Source organism: Advenella mandrilli (genome assembly GCF_016595155.1).
GTDB lineage: Bacteria > Pseudomonadota > Gammaproteobacteria > Burkholderiales > Burkholderiaceae_B > Advenella > Advenella mandrilli.
In genome coordinates, this window is the sequence record NZ_JAENGP010000002.1 from 184,513 (window position 1) to 198,639 (window position 14,127).

The 14,127-nt window shown below is 46.4% G+C and carries 13 protein-coding genes; 6 read left to right on the forward strand and 7 right to left on the reverse strand.

Annotation, left to right across the window (positions count from 1 at the left end; genetic code table 11):
• Nucleotides 1-13 precede the first annotated feature (13 nt).
• The 4 genes from JHL22_RS02475 to JHL22_RS02490 form a co-directional block, all read right to left on the reverse strand.
• A complete protein-coding gene (locus JHL22_RS02475; RefSeq protein WP_200233459.1) occupies nt 14-985 on the reverse strand; it encodes a Bug family tripartite tricarboxylate transporter substrate binding protein in 972 nt (323 codons plus the stop codon).
• Between the two features lie 31 nt (nt 986-1,016).
• Nucleotides 1,017-1,337, reverse strand: a complete 321-nt coding sequence (locus tag JHL22_RS02480) for an AtuA-related protein (protein WP_200233461.1) — start codon at nt 1,335-1,337, stop codon at nt 1,017-1,019.
• Nucleotides 1,338-2,708 carry an acyclic terpene utilization AtuA family protein gene (locus JHL22_RS02485; RefSeq protein WP_200233463.1) on the reverse strand — a complete coding sequence of 457 codons (1,371 nt, stop codon included), beginning with the start codon at nt 2,706-2,708 and terminating at the stop codon, nt 1,338-1,340.
• Nucleotides 2,709-2,996: 288 nt separating this feature from the next.
• Nucleotides 2,997-4,517 (reverse strand): catalase, encoded by a 1,521-nt coding sequence (locus JHL22_RS02490; protein WP_200233465.1) that lies wholly within the window; start codon nt 4,515-4,517, stop codon nt 2,997-2,999.
• A gap of 597 nt (nt 4,518-5,114) precedes the next feature.
• On the opposite strand from JHL22_RS02490, the gene JHL22_RS02495 reads away from it, so the two are divergent.
• Nucleotides 5,115-5,537, forward strand: coding sequence for a copper resistance protein NlpE (locus JHL22_RS02495; RefSeq protein ID WP_200233467.1), 423 nt, complete (start codon nt 5,115-5,117; stop codon nt 5,535-5,537).
• A gap of 47 nt (nt 5,538-5,584) precedes the next feature.
• Here JHL22_RS02495 and JHL22_RS02500 read toward each other — a convergent pair whose 3' ends face one another.
• Complete coding sequence (locus JHL22_RS02500; protein WP_200233468.1) at nt 5,585-5,998, reverse strand: PaaI family thioesterase; 414 nt, start codon at nt 5,996-5,998, stop codon at nt 5,585-5,587.
• Between the two features lie 197 nt (nt 5,999-6,195).
• Here JHL22_RS02500 and JHL22_RS02505 point away from each other — a divergent pair, with 197 nt between their 5' ends.
• The 5 genes from JHL22_RS02505 (at nt 6,196) to JHL22_RS02525 (ending at nt 10,540) form a co-directional block, all read left to right on the forward strand.
• The gene (locus JHL22_RS02505; protein ID WP_200233470.1) at nt 6,196-7,362 is read left to right on the forward strand and encodes a CaiB/BaiF CoA transferase family protein; all 1,167 of its coding nucleotides are present in this window, start codon (nt 6,196-6,198) and stop codon (nt 7,360-7,362) included.
• Between the two features lie 47 nt (nt 7,363-7,409).
• A complete protein-coding gene (locus tag JHL22_RS02510) occupies nt 7,410-8,393 on the forward strand; it encodes a Bug family tripartite tricarboxylate transporter substrate binding protein (protein WP_200233472.1) in 984 nt (327 codons plus the stop codon).
• A 14-nt stretch (nt 8,394-8,407) separates the two neighbouring features.
• Nucleotides 8,408-9,193: an enoyl-CoA hydratase gene (locus JHL22_RS02515; RefSeq protein ID WP_200233474.1), complete on the forward strand. Its 786-nt coding sequence runs from the start codon at nt 8,408-8,410 to the stop codon at nt 9,191-9,193.
• A 125-nt stretch (nt 9,194-9,318) separates the two neighbouring features.
• Nucleotides 9,319-10,248 carry a LysR family transcriptional regulator gene (locus JHL22_RS02520; RefSeq protein WP_329610617.1) on the forward strand — a complete coding sequence of 310 codons (930 nt, stop codon included), beginning with the start codon at nt 9,319-9,321 and terminating at the stop codon, nt 10,246-10,248.
• A gap of 118 nt (nt 10,249-10,366) precedes the next feature.
• Nucleotides 10,367-10,540: a hypothetical protein gene (locus tag JHL22_RS02525; protein ID WP_200233475.1), complete on the forward strand. Its 174-nt coding sequence runs from the start codon at nt 10,367-10,369 to the stop codon at nt 10,538-10,540.
• A 298-nt stretch (nt 10,541-10,838) separates the two neighbouring features.
• Here the strand turns inward: JHL22_RS02525 and JHL22_RS02530 are convergent, their stop codons facing one another.
• The gene (locus tag JHL22_RS02530; RefSeq protein ID WP_200233476.1) at nt 10,839-11,444 is read right to left on the reverse strand and encodes a hypothetical protein; all 606 of its coding nucleotides are present in this window, start codon (nt 11,442-11,444) and stop codon (nt 10,839-10,841) included.
• A gap of 205 nt (nt 11,445-11,649) precedes the next feature.
• Nucleotides 11,650-14,100 (reverse strand): DNA topoisomerase (ATP-hydrolyzing) subunit B, encoded by a 2,451-nt coding sequence (gyrB, locus tag JHL22_RS02535; RefSeq protein WP_200233477.1) that lies wholly within the window; start codon nt 14,098-14,100, stop codon nt 11,650-11,652.
• Nucleotides 14,101-14,127 lie beyond the last annotated feature (27 nt).

The window sequence follows — 14,127 nt, forward strand, 5'->3', positions numbered from 1 at the left end:
GTTTAAATAAATATTATTGAACAGTAACCCCTGCCTTGGCAACAATATCCTGCCACTTTTCGGTTTCATTCCGCTGGAATTCGGCCAGTGCCTCAGGCGTACTGGACTCAGCCACAATACCCATTGTCAGGAAGTTCTGTTTGGTTGCCGGATCATTCAGGATTCGGTTGAATTCCTGATTAAGTTTATCCACAACGGGTTTGGGTGTACCTGCCGGTACATAGGAAGCAAACCAGCCAACCATTTCATATCCCTTCAGGCCGGATTCGTCAAGTGTAGGTAAATCCGGAGCAACCTCCGTTCTTTCACGAGTTGAAACAGCCAATGCAGTTAGCTTGCCCTCACGTGCCAGGGGTAATGTAGTGGCTACATCGGCAATCATCATGTGAACCTGTCCTCCAACAGTATCAACAACGGCCTGGGGATTACTTTTATATTCAACATTACTTATTTGTACATTTCCCATAATCTTGAGCAATTCCCCACTCATTCGGGCTGACGTACTGCCACTGCCAAAAAAGAATTTATTGGGATTATCTTTCAGGTATTGAATAAATTCAGGGACGGTTTTGGCTGGAATACTGGCAGGATTGACAACCAATGCCATGGGAATCGTACCCAGTTTTGAAACGGGTTCAAAATCTTTGACCGGATCATATGGCAGGCTTTTAAATAAGGCGGAGTTACTGGCATGAGTCGTGTTTGACGTAATAAATACCTTATAGCCATCGGGCGCCGCTCTGACAACGTCTTGCGCGGCAATGAATCCACTTGCCCCCGCCTTGTTTTCCACGACAACACTTTGTCCCCATGATTTTGCCATCTCGCCGGCCAATACACGTGCCAGTTTATCGGTTGCACTGCCCGCTGTAAACGGAACTACGAATGTTATGGGTTTTTCGGGATAGGTGTTAGCTATTACCGGGCTGGAAAAAACAGTAAAACCCAGTACTGATACGGTAAGCAGTTTATTGAATTTATTCATTTTGTCTCCTGTGTCTTTTTTTAAATGATTTTTAAATAGTAACTTCCAAATCAAGTAATCTGAAAGAATTGGATTTGCCATGCTTATCCAGATTCAGACTTGAATTCACACCTCCTTCCAATACATTGTCAATCACAAAATTCAATGCTTTTAAATTATGTAACTCATATCGCTGAACATGGGTTGCCCCGCGATGCATAAAACATTGATGTACTTTTTCTGCAGTGATTTGCTCCAGCAGAGCTGGCCAATGCGTGCCATCATAGGGAATCAGGCTAATGTTCAAACGGTTGCCCTTGTCGCCCGCCCGGGCATGGGCAATATCATGCAATTTAACGATAAGGTTCGCCATTCAATTCTCCTGTATAAAATGAAAATGAGTTGAGATCAATGACCGTGGCACCAGATAAGATACGGTCCTGACACTGCTTTTCACACTGGTGCGTACCCCACCTCCCCCAGCAGGACCGCAGCAATACAGGGCATTAACTTCATTCATCAAGCGTTCCACATTTTTTTTATCTGCGCCGTTAACCGCCATGCGTACCCGTACATCAGTCAATTGGTTTAACGGCATGGAAGCAAGCAAATCCGCTTTATTGGAATCAAGCACACTTACGGCTCCAATCAAATCAAGCCGATAGTCAAACCTAGCATCAAGTTTATCGGCCCGTTCTTTTAGTACGTTTGCAGCCAGTTTTGCCCTGTTACCCGCATTCTGGCCAGCATAAGAGATTTCGCCTTCACCAAACCAGCTACCCATAAAGGACACGGTAGCTTTCAGGGTATCAGGTCGTGGTTTTCCTTTGGCCCCGGTGAGCTCAACCTGATTGTGGCCTGTTTCTGTTAACGCTACCTGAGTAATATCCAGGATGACATCAGGTGTATAGTAATTGGCAGGATCGTGAATTTCATAGAGCAGCTGTTCCTTGACGGTCTGTATGCTTACCAGGCCACCGGTATTATCTGCCTTGCTGATAATAACCCGTCCGTCTTCAAAAATTTCGGCAATTGGAAAACCGACATTGGCCAGATCGGGTACGTCTTTATAACCCGGGTCGGCAAAATAACCCCCGGTTACCTGCGAACCACATTCAAGTAAATGCCCTGCCATGGTAGCAGCGGCAATCTTGTCCCAATCCTGCCAACCCCAGTCGAAATGCTCAACTACTGGTCCAACGGTTAAAGCAGGATCAGCCACCCTGCCGGTCACTACTATTTGAGCGCCCTGTGTCAGGGCCTGGGCAATGGATTCAGCACCGATATAAACATTTGCGGCAATCGGATCATCGGCAGATATGGAAAGCTCAAGATCTCCTTCCCATATTTGTAATTCGGACAGATTTATTTTATTGAGAATATCATCACCTTCAATGACAGCAATTTTCAGGTGATGAATATCTTGTTCTTTTGCCAATTTCTGGATGAGGCGGGCAGCGCCTGATGGGTTTGCAGCACCAAAATTGCTGACAATCGGAATATGATGCGCTACACAGTCTTTTAAAATCGGAGTGAGAATATCTTCCAGCAGGGGTTCATAACCCAGTTGGGCATTCTGGTTCTTTGCCAATTGTCCCAATGCAAGCGTTCTTTCAGCCAGCATTTCAAAAATAAGCACGCTTTTTTTCTGTCGTGATATTAATGTTTTAACAATAGCCTGTGCTGCATCTACCCGATCACCAGAAAAACCGGCACCACAGCCTATCAAAATACTTTCTGCCATTTTGTCTCCTGTATACATTGTTATTAAATTTATATGATCTATTCTATTGTTAATTGATTAAGAATATAAATTAATTATTTATATCAAATAATAAATAAATTATATAAATCAAGATATATAGGTAGGGATCAATTGATGATGAGTAGCTTGTGAAGCAATAAGTTTTACAACAATCTGATAAGTAGTGACTCATTAAAAAAACCCCTCAAGCGGAAAGGGAAATTCCGCTTGAGGGGGTTATAGGCTGGCAAACGGTTTGGTTTGCCTTAAGCCTGGTTCAGCAGGTGCTTACAGAAAACCACGCTGGCCTTTGGCCGGGTCGGTTTCACGGGCAGCCTGGGCATCGGCAACCGTCATGCCCAGTGCTTTGGCCACGCCTTCACCATAAGCCGGGTCACAGGCATAGCAGTTACGGATATGACGGTACTTAATGAAATCAAGTGCGTCACCCATGGCACCCGCCGTGTTGTTGAACAGGGCCTGTTTCTGTTCGTCACTCATTAAATTGAACAGCGCACGGGGCTGGCTGAAGTAATCTGCGTCATCCTGGCGGTAATCCCAAAAATCGGCATCACCGGTAATTTTCAATGGTGGTTCTTTGTACTCGGGCTGAGCCTGCCATTGATGGAAGCTGTTTGGTTCGTAGTGTGGCAAACCACCGTAGTTACCATCAACACGGCCAATCCCGTCACGGTGGTTGGAATATACCGGGCAACGTGCCTGGTTTACCGGAATTTGCTGATAGTTGGTTCCCAAACGGTAACGCTGGGCATCGGCATAGTTGAATAAACGTGCCTGCAGCATTTTGTCTGGTGACACACTAATACCGGGAACCAGGTTGCTTGGTGCAAAGGCGGATTGCTCTACATCCATGAAGAAGTTCTCTGGGTTACGGTTCAGTTCAAACTCACCCACTTCAATCAAGGGATAATCGCCATGTGGCCAGACTTTGGTCAGGTCGAATGGGTGATAAGGCACTTTTTCAGCATCGGCTTCCGGCATGATCTGGACACACATTGTCCATTTCGGGAACTCGCCGCTTTCGATTGAATTAAACAAGTCACGCTGGTTGCTTTCACGGTCTTTGCCAATCACGGCTTCGGCTTCGGCATCGGTCAGATTTTGAATACCCTGCTGGGTACGGAAGTGAAATTTCACCCAGAAACGTTCATTTTCAGCATTGATGAAGCTGTAGGTATGGCTGCCAAAACCGTGCATATGACGATATGATTTTGGAATACCGCGATCAGACATCACGATGGTAACCTGATGGAAAGATTCTGGCAGCAGTGTCCAGAAATCCCAGTTATAGGTGGCATTGCGCAGGTTGGTGCGTGGGTCACGCTTAACGGCCTTGTTCAGGTCGGGGAAACTACGCGGGTCACGGAAGAAGAACACGGGTGTGTTGTTACCCACCATATCCCAGTTACCTTCTTCGGTATAAAACTTCAGGGCAAAACCACGGATATCACGTTCAGCATCAGCGGCACCGCGTTCGCCGGCAACAGTCGTGAAACGGGCAAACATTTCGGTTTTTTTACCCACTTCAGAGAAAATCTTTGCGCGTGTATATTTGCTAATATCATTAGTAACGGTAAAGGTACCGAATGCGCCTGAGCCTTTGGCATGCATGCGACGCTCTGGAATGACTTCACGGGCAAAGTTGCCCAGTTTTTCATGCAACCATACGTCCTGGGCCAGCAGGGGACCGCGTGGGCCGGCTGTTAAACTGTTCTGGTTATCGGGTACGGGCGCACCGAAATCGGTGGTCAGGTGAGTAACGGGGCATTTCTTGATATCTTGGCTCATTACATTTCTCCATTGGTAGGTAGTGGTTTCCTGCATTGTGGAAACGCTTGATGATTCAAATATAGCACATATATATTAAATATAAAGTTGCAATAATTTATTGCTATTATAGTTAATATATATTGATGAATATTATTTGATATGAAATACTTATTTCAAAGGCATATGCTTTACGCTATTCATAAAAATTAAAGCGTGCTTCGTGTAACGATTTATTCATCATGATTGGTTATGTACTTATCATGACCTTTAAAATGATTTTGTCATGAATACGTTGGTTTTTGTTGAAATAATAAGTATCCAGACTTGTTATGGATATTTAACATAAGAAAGACACAGCTTGATCACGTTACTTTCTGCAATAGCAAAAAAATGCAGTCATAGACAACTTCTGGCTAAAGGAGTAGGCTTTTCCTGAACACACACGAACAACCAGGCCATATCGTACAGTGGCCGCTATGGGGTAGGTAGCATGTTGGCGTTTTCTGGACCTTGTCAAACAATTCACGGTGCCAGATACTGTGATCACACTTGCTATTCAGACAAGCTTAAACTGGATATGACGTTTATTTTTAATATTGATAAGGCAAATTCGAAATGAAAAAAACAGGATTGGCTATTTTGCTGACTTCTTTTATGGTTGTTGGGTGCGCTAATAACCCGGTTCAGGAAAATACGGTGCCTGATATGCATACGGCAGAAATTGCCCTTGATTGGAACGGTACCTATGAAGGTATCTTTCCTTGCGCCAGTTGCGAAGGCATTAAAATGAAACTGGAATTGCTGCCGAACAAGACTTACAAGCTAATCCAGGAATATATAACGAATCGCCCGGGTGACAAGGTTTTTGAAACCAGTGGCAAATTTGAGTTTGATAAAACCAGTCCATCGTTGATCCGACTGGATGATAACGCGGAAAACAGCGTGTATTTTGTGGGCGAAGGTTATATTGAAGCAAGAGACAGGCAAACCGGCCAGCCCATGTCTACCAAGCTGAACTACAAGTTGAATAAAAAATAAATTCATACCGGTTTTTCGGGAACTTAGCGAGATGAGTGCCCGAGCATTTACGGTTTAGCGTGACGTACCAGAAACACCGCATTGGCCTTGAACATGACTTTATCTTTTACTTTGATAAGGCAGGTGGCATAAATCAGCCCACGGCCCTTTTTATCTATGATTACCTCGGCTTCAAGCCAATCGTTTGATTTGACCGGGTTTAGGTAATCAACCGACATCTGTACCGTAACGACAGGTGCTTGTGCCTGTTTTGCAATATATTGACCCAAGGCACAGTCAGCCAGCGTTGCCAGCATACCGCCATGCACAATACCATGCATATTGGTATGCTTGTCCTGAATGAAAAGTGCCAATACATTACCTTCCTTGTTCATGTGTAAAGTGCCTAAATTGGCAATATATTGCATGAAAGGGCTATTGGGTTGCCAGGGTTCAAAACCACTAGGAATGAGTGTATTCATATGCAAAAAATAAAAAGTTTGATTAATAGACTAAGACATAAAAATAGTATCGCAGTCAAAGCCTGCTGAGTATTTTTTCCATTAATTTGATCAGATTAGATAATCACGAACGCCGCTTTCGCAAATTTGAACTGGATCATGCTTGATATGAGCAAGTAGACTTGGAAATAATTTTTCAAGATCAGAACATATTAAATATGATTGCAAACGCATTAAATGGCATCCGTGTCGTAGACCTGTCCCGTATTCTGGCAGGCCCCTGGTGTACCCAGAATCTGGCAGATTTGGGTGCCAACGTCATCAAGATTGAAAAACCCGGCTTGGGAGATGACACCCGCTCATGGGGTCCTCCCTACCAGGAAGGCGTTGATGGCCAATCCATGTCGGCCTATTTCATGTGCTGCAACCGCGGTAAGCAGTCAGTTTGCCTTGATTTTAAAAACCCGGATGATCGTGAAAAATTGCTGACGCTCATACGTGACGCCGATGTACTCGTAGAGAACTATCGGGCCGGAACCCTCAAGCGTTATGGGCTGGATTATGACAGCCTGAAAGCGATCAATCCGCAGCTGGTTTATGCTTCCATTACCGGTTATGGCCAAACCGGGCCGAAGGCATCCCGCCCTGGCTATGATTATATCTTTCAAGGCATGGGTGGCCTGATGAGCTATACCGGACATCCTGACGACATGCCCGGTGCCGGGCCATTGCGTACGGGTGTGGCGGTGGTAGATATTAGTACAGGTATGTATGCCACCTCCGCCATCCTGGCGGCATTATTCCAGCGTGTTCAAACCGGACAGGGCGTATGGCTGGACCTTGCGCTGATGGATGTTGCCGTTGCCATGAACGCCAACCAGGCGGCCAATTACCTTGTTTCAGGACAGAACCCGGAACGCAGTGGGAACGCTCATCCAAACCTGGCACCTTACGAAGTGTTTCGGGCAGCCGACGGTTATTTCATTCTAGCGGCCGGTAATGATGCGCAATTTGCCCGCTTCTGCACATTCTGCCAGCGTCCTGAACTGGCTGTTGATCCGCGGTTCTCCACCAATTCCGCTCGCATTAATAACCTGACCTCTTTACGCACTGTTCTGGCTGACATCATTATTCAGCATCCCCGTTCATACTGGACGCAGGCCCTGGACGAAATGGGTATTTCATGGGGTGCCATCAACACCCTTGAAGAAGTTTTTAATGACGAGCAGGTCAAGCACCGTGGCATGCTTACCATCCAGCAACATCCTGTACTGGGTGAGCTGAAGCTGGTTGGCAACCCCATGTTATCTGGTGCCAGCAGGCAGGCAGTACTAACAAACCCGCCGCCGCTGCTGGGCGAACAAACAAAAATATTGAACGATTAAACAGCGTAATGGCTGATTACTACTTAAAACCTTAAGGAGACTTTCACATGAAGCAGAAACCTAAATCAAAAAAATGGACCACTGTTATTGCCGCAGGTGCATTATCGGTAATAACTACTTCAGTACTGGCCGCCTATCCAGACCAACCTATCCGTTTGGTTGTGCCTTATGCACCGGGTGGTACAACCGATTTGATTGCACGTATTGTGGCCCCCAAACTGGGTGAGGCCTTAGGCCAGTCTGTTGTCATTATTAATAAACCTGGCGCAGGTGGTGCTATTGGCAGTCTGTCTGCATCAAGAGAGAAACCAGATGGTTATACACTGGTTATGGCAGTAGAAAGCTCGCACGCTGTTAATCCGAGTGTGCAGAAAACACCTTCTTATGATCCTGTCAAAGACTTTTCTCCTATCAGCAACCTGGCAAATGTACTGGGTGTGTTGGATATCAATGCCGACTCCCCTATTCAAACCTTCCAGCAATTGGTGGATATGCTGAAGGCCGATCCCGATAAATATACATTTGGTTCTTCAGGAAATGGTGGTTACAGCCATCTTTTTGGTGAGCGGTTCAAGAGCGTGACGCAGACTGATGTATTGCATGTCCCTTATAAAGGGCTAGGTCCTGCACTGACAGATTTGCTGGCAGGACAAATCAATGTTGTATTTGACAACCTGCCCTCTTCTGCCGGTCATCTTGAGTCTGGCAAGTTACGGGCACTTGCTGTTGCTGCCCCGGAACGCGTTAAGCAATTTCCAGATGTGCCAACCTATGCAGAAGTGGGTTATCCACAGCTAAATACCCCTTCATGGTTTGGATTGGCTGCCCCGGCAGGGGTGCCAGACGATATTCTGGAGACCCTGAATCAGGCGGTTAAGAAAACCTTGGCTGATCCTGATGTTATCAAGAGAATCGAACAACAGGGTGCTGTTCCCGACTACACAACCCGGGCTGATTTCTCTACCATGATTGAGGAATCCAACCAACGCTGGCAACAAGTCGTCAACGACATTAATTTTGAAAAACTCTGACAGGAATATAGAAAATGAATAATATAAATTGGGAACAGTATGCTGATCTTTCGACAGATCAGACCGGTGTCGCTACATTGCGCATTATCAATGCGGGTAGCCTGAATATTCTGGGCACACCTGTTATAAAAGCTTTGCGTGCCGCATTGCAACAAGCTGGGCAACAGGAAGGTGTCCGGGTGGTGGTTATTCGTGGAGATGGTGAAAAAGCCTTTATTGCCGGTGCGGATATTAAGGAAATGGCTAATTTTGATGCAGCGTCCGCCCGTAACTTTATTGATGAATTACGCCAACTTTGTGACGGGGTTCGTAATCTGCCATTCCCGGTAATTGCCCGCATACCCGGCTGGTGTTTGGGTGGGGGCCTGGAATTTGCATTAGCCTGCGACTTGCGTATTGGTTCAGATCAGGCCAAACTTGGTATGCCAGAAGTGAAAGTGGGTATTCCATCCATTATTCATGCTGCCCTGCTGCCACGACTGGTTGGCCAGGCGCGCAGCAACTGGTTATTGCTTACCGGTGAAATTCTGGATGCCCAGGAATCACTTTCTTCCGGCTTGTTGAATCGTGTGGTAGCAGCAGACCAACTGGATGAAGAAGTGAATCGTGTGGCACAATTGCTGGCAGGATTTGGCCCGGTTGCACTGGCGCAGCAAAAACGCTTGCTACGCGAATGGGAAAGTGAGCCTCTTGAGACATCAATTCTTAATGGCGTTGATGAATTTGCCAAAGCATTTGAAACCGGTGAACCGCAACGTTACATGAATGAATTTGTACAATCAAAACAGAAAAAATCCTGATAATTCAAATTTAAAATAAATGTGACATGATGCTAAAGTCTGTTGTGTTGCATGCATGAGCAGGCAAAAATCAGTATGATGGAATAGTTAAAACTAATCTCTCCTGTATCAGGAAGGAGTGAAACGTGCATTATGAACTGAAAGACCTGCGCCTGTTTCAGGCGATTGTTGAAACCGGCAACTTATCGCAAGGGGCTGGCATCATGCACATGACGGCCTCTTCTGCCAGCTATCGGCTTAAAAACCTTGAGTATACGGTTGGCAGCCCCCTATTTTTACGCACTTCCAAAGGCATGATGCTGACCCCTGCCGGGGAAGTGTTGTCAAGACATGCCAAGAAACTGCTTGCCGATGTACAAACCATGCATGCGGAACTGGGAACTTACGCTGACAACCTGCGTGGCAGTATCCGGTTGTTGGCCAACAGCAGTAGCCTGAACAGTTTCATTACCCCCAGCCTTGCCCGTTTTCTTACTACCAATACCAGTGTCAATGTTGACTTGAAAGAGCAGGAAAGTCCTACGATTGCGCAATCCATCGAAGAGGGTCTTGCTGATATTGGTGTTGGTGCAGGACTTGAAGAACGAGCCGGGCTGCAACGTGAACTTTATGCCATTGACAAACTGGTATGTGCTGTTGCGCCAGAGCACCCGCTTGCCATGGAAAAAACAGTTTCTTTTCAGCAAATTTTAGAATATGACCTGGTTTCAGTAGAAAAAAGCAGCAGCAATTTTATATATTTAAGCCATCAGGCCAGATTAATTGGCAAACCCATGCGTGTCAGGGTCCATGTGCAGAATTTTCATTCCCTGTTATACCTTGTGCAGGCAAATGTAGGCGCCGCCATTGTACCGGCCAGTACTGCGCGTCAGGCCCTAAAACAGGAGAGCATTGTTGTACTGCCAATCACCGATGTCTGGGCTGCACGAGAGCTATACCTGGTTCACGCAAAACAACCCAACCAGCCCGATTTAGTCCGCCAGTTCGCCCATATTCTGCTGAATGACCCTTTGGTAACAGCAGCTCGTACCAGCAATATGGATTTGCCGGTTTAACTCTGGCAACCCTATTATATTTTTTGCATTTAACCGATCCCAAGCAGTTTGCCAAATATTTAACATCTTAAAAATACAGATTATATTGCGTAAAATAAATATACAGCTTGAGGTTTGTATGTCAGAATTTACTGTGCGCACTGCAGAACAATTCCCCATTTTGTTACAAGCCTTTCATAAAATAAGTGCGGATTGCCTGCTACAGGTATTAAGCCTTTTTGGGGTTGAACTGGTCTTGCGTGAAGCAAGTAGCCCAACAGCCAAGCAAAACGCATCTGAACCCGTTTGGTAAGCATATGGGAAGACGCTCTCGCATCCTATCCCTGGGCCTCTGGATGAATGGCAGTTTTGTTGGTACGTAAATGGAGCCAACCATATGCCAAACAAGCTTATTAATTGAAATTTGGATAACTAATATTTAGCGTTACGAATATTAATAAAGGCAAGCATTTTCTCTTCTATGCCTTGACGTCCGCTGTATTTTGCGGACGTTCAAGATGAAAATAGCTACCCAAGCAGCTATAAAATAGGTTTCGCGAAAGAAGGCCAGGAAAGCATAAATATACTTTCCGAAAATCAATCGCAAGATATCAACGTAATATTTTTGCCCTAACTTCTTCGGGAAGCGAAAAAGAAGCGACCTGTTCATTTGTTAACCCAATTGTCTGCGGGTGCGGCAAAGACACTATTGATGTGTCACCAAAAGTCTGGAGAAGCATCTTGAAAGTGCTGCCATTACTACCTGGTTTAGAACGTACAATTTGGGCATTACCAGGCCTTGGCCCAAGAATTGTCTCAACACGCTTACGTAACCGGATATCGTTCAATGCTTCAATTAATTGACTACCTACAAAAATAATCACCGATGGGCGCCGCTGTTCGATGAGCTCCAAAATACCGTCAGCATCGTTAACCAAGGTTTCAAAATTGATTTTTTCGTGGCTATCAACACTTCGTGTCTGTGTGTCCGACCAGTTGGTTTGCCAAAAAGCGCGCTCACGAGGGCCTTCTTTACCAGGCTGCGTTTCTAGCTGAATTCCCCAACCGGACAACCAATTCAATACACGAGTGCGAAAGCGACTGTTATTGGTCGTTTCATCAGAAAAAAAAGATAAGGGCTCTGGCGCTTTTGTTTTACCTTGCGCATCCAAAGCCTCTTCTTCAGCCGAATACCCAAAATTAATGCCACAAACCATAATACCGCCGCTAAGATTCTCAGGGTAGTCCTTATTTTTAATAAAGCAATGTCAAATATTGACGATTCAAGACCGTTGATTAACGGTCGACCCACGTATTCATATAAAAAACGGCTACCTTTTCAGGCAGCCGCTTAATGTCCCAAAACCTCGTTATCCAACTTATTTATAAAACCTGGCCAACTATTCCCGAAACTAACAAATATTAAATATCTAGGTTAGCCGCCATCAGCGCATTACTTTCAATGAACTCCCTGCGTGGTTCCACCTGATCGCCCATCAGCGTCGTGAAGATGCTATCGGCAGCAAGGGCGTCTTCAATCTTGACGCGTAACAAACGGCGTGCTGAAGGATCCATGGTGGTTTCCCATAACTGCTCAGGGTTCATTTCACCCAGACCTTTATAGCGCTGTTTAGTCACCACACGCTCAGCCTCGTTGCGCAGCCATTGAACGGCTTCACGGAAATCATTCACATACTGCTCTTTGCGGCGCTCACCTTCTCCACGATACACAAGCGCACCTTCGCCAACCAGCCCTGACAGGGTCTCGGCTGAACGGGACAAGACGGCATAATCCTTGCTACCCATGAATTCCTGGTTAAACACACAGACACGAACGTTTCCATGATGAATGCGCTTGAGAACCAAACGGTGTTTGTCCAGCTCAGCATCATATTCCGCTTCTACAGTAACAGCATGTGGCATGGCCGGGTCAAACAGGGCCTCTTGCAGGTCACGGGCCGATTTCGCAGCGTTTTCCGCATTATCCAGATTAATCTGTACCCCTTCGGCAATGGCTGACAAGGCAGCGGCGTCCATGATGCGTGACAGGCGGTCAATCACCTGGTCGGCCGAAACATAAAGCTGAACCTGGGTTTCAAGGTCTTCGCCTGTAATGGGCTCTGCGCCTTGCTGTGGAATCAGGCCGGCATCTTTAAGGGCAACCTGCTGCATGAATTCTGCTTCTTCGGTCGCGTCTTTCAGGTAGCGTTCTTCGCGGCCAAATTTAACCTTGTACAAAGGTGGCTGGGCAATATAAATAAAGCCACCTTCAACCAGTTCGGGCATTTGACGATACAGCAGCGTTAACAGCAAGGTCCGGATGTGTGCGCCGTCAACGTCCGCGTCAGTCATGATGATGATACGGTGATAACGCAGTTTATCGATATTGAAATCGGGGCCAATGCTGGTACCCAGTGCCGTAATGAGGGTGGTAATGGCTTCACTGGCGATTAGTTTATCGAAACGGGCCTTTTCCACGTTAAGCACTTTACCGCGCAAGGGAAGAATGGCCTGAAATTTACGATCACGGCCCTGTTTGGCCGAACCCCCCGCAGAGTCACCCTCGACAATATACAGTTCAGATTTGGCCGGGTCTTTTTCCTGGCAGTCGGCCAGTTTACCGGGCAAGCCAGCACCTTCCAGAACACTTTTACGGCGTGTCATTTCGCGCGCTTTACGGGCGGCTTCGCGGGCACGGGCGGCTTCTACGATTTTGGCGCAAATGGCTTTGGCGTCATTGGGATTTTCCAAGAGCCAGGTTTCAAGCGTGCGTGACACCGCTTCTTCAACCGCCGGGCGTACTTCGCTGGAAACCAGCTTGTCTTTGGTCTGGCTGCTGAACTTGGGCTCGGGCACCTTAACCGACAGTACGCAGCTTAAACCTTCACGCATGTCATCGCCGGTTGTGTCAACCTTGGCCTTTTTGGCCATTTCGTTATCGGCAATATATTTGTTCAGGCTGCGTGTCATGGCTGCCCGCAAACCGGTTAAATGGGTACCGCCATCCCGCTGTGGAATGTTATTGGTAAAGCAAAGCACGCTTTCGCCATAGGTGTCATTCCATTGCATGGCAACATCAACCGTAATAGTCGCGCCACCGGCATCCGATTCGGTGGAGACATTAAAAACATTGGAATGCAATACCGTTTTGCTACGGTTAATGTATTCAACAAAGCCTTTTACCCCACCTGAAAAAGCAAAATCCTCTTCCTTGCCCTGCCGTTCGTCTACCAAGCGTATCTTGACACCGTTATTCAGGAACGATAATTCACGCAGGCGCTTGGACAGAATTTCGTAGTGATATTCAATGTTGTCAAAAATAGTACTGTCAGCCAGATAATGCACTTTAGTACCGGTTTTATCGGTCGTCCCAACTACCTTAAGCGGTTCAATGCGTTCACCACGATTGAATTCAATCTGGTGAACCTGGCCATTGCGGCGAATAGTCAGGCGCAGCCATTCTGACAGGGCGTTCACGCAGGAAACACCCACACCATGCAAACCACCGGAAACCTTATAGGAGTTCTGGTCAAATTTTCCACCGGCATGCAATTCGGTCATCACGATTTCAGCGGCACTACGGTGAAATTCGTCATCCTTGTGAATGTCGGTGGGAATGCCACGGCCATTATCGGTAACGGATATGGAATTATCGGTATGGATGGTGACCACGATGTCATCACAATGACCGGCCAGGGCTTCGTCAATGGCATTATCGACAACTTCGAACACCATATGGTGAAGACCTGTACCATCGGAGGTATCTCCAATATACATGCCGGGACGTTTGCGGACAGCCTCAAGGCCCTTGAGCATTCTAATGGAATCAGCACCGTAACCTTGATTCGGGGTGTTCGGAGTATTTTCAGACATAATGAAATAACGCTTTTAAAAATCTTG

Bases quoted from the DNA above. Each gene is read 5' to 3' on its own strand.
- JHL22_RS02510 (WP_200233472.1), top strand. From the start codon at position 7,410: ATGAAGCAGAAACCTAAATCAAAAAAATGGACCACTGTTATTGCCGCA.
- JHL22_RS02505 (WP_200233470.1), top strand. From the start codon at position 6,196: ATGATTGCAAACGCATTAAATGGCATCCGTGTCGTAGACCTGTCCCGT.
- JHL22_RS02490 (WP_200233465.1), bottom strand. From the start codon at position 4,517: ATGAGCCAAGATATCAAGAAATGCCCCGTTACTCACCTGACCACCGAT.
- JHL22_RS02485 (WP_200233463.1), bottom strand. From the start codon at position 2,708: ATGGCAGAAAGTATTTTGATAGGCTGTGGTGCCGGTTTTTCTGGTGAT.
- JHL22_RS02525 (WP_200233475.1), top strand. From the start codon at position 10,367: ATGTCAGAATTTACTGTGCGCACTGCAGAACAATTCCCCATTTTGTTA.
- JHL22_RS02530 (WP_200233476.1), bottom strand. From the start codon at position 11,444: ATGGTTTGTGGCATTAATTTTGGGTATTCGGCTGAAGAAGAGGCTTTG.
- JHL22_RS02475 (WP_200233459.1), bottom strand. From the start codon at position 985: ATGAATAAATTCAATAAACTGCTTACCGTATCAGTACTGGGTTTTACT.
- JHL22_RS02500 (WP_200233468.1), bottom strand. From the start codon at position 5,998: ATGAATACACTCATTCCTAGTGGTTTTGAACCCTGGCAACCCAATAGC.
- gyrB (WP_200233477.1), bottom strand. From the start codon at position 14,100: ATGTCTGAAAATACTCCGAACACCCCGAATCAAGGTTACGGTGCTGAT.
- JHL22_RS02495 (WP_200233467.1), top strand. From the start codon at position 5,115: ATGAAAAAAACAGGATTGGCTATTTTGCTGACTTCTTTTATGGTTGTT.
- JHL22_RS02480 (WP_200233461.1), bottom strand. From the start codon at position 1,337: ATGGCGAACCTTATCGTTAAATTGCATGATATTGCCCATGCCCGGGCG.
- JHL22_RS02515 (WP_200233474.1), top strand. From the start codon at position 8,408: ATGAATAATATAAATTGGGAACAGTATGCTGATCTTTCGACAGATCAG.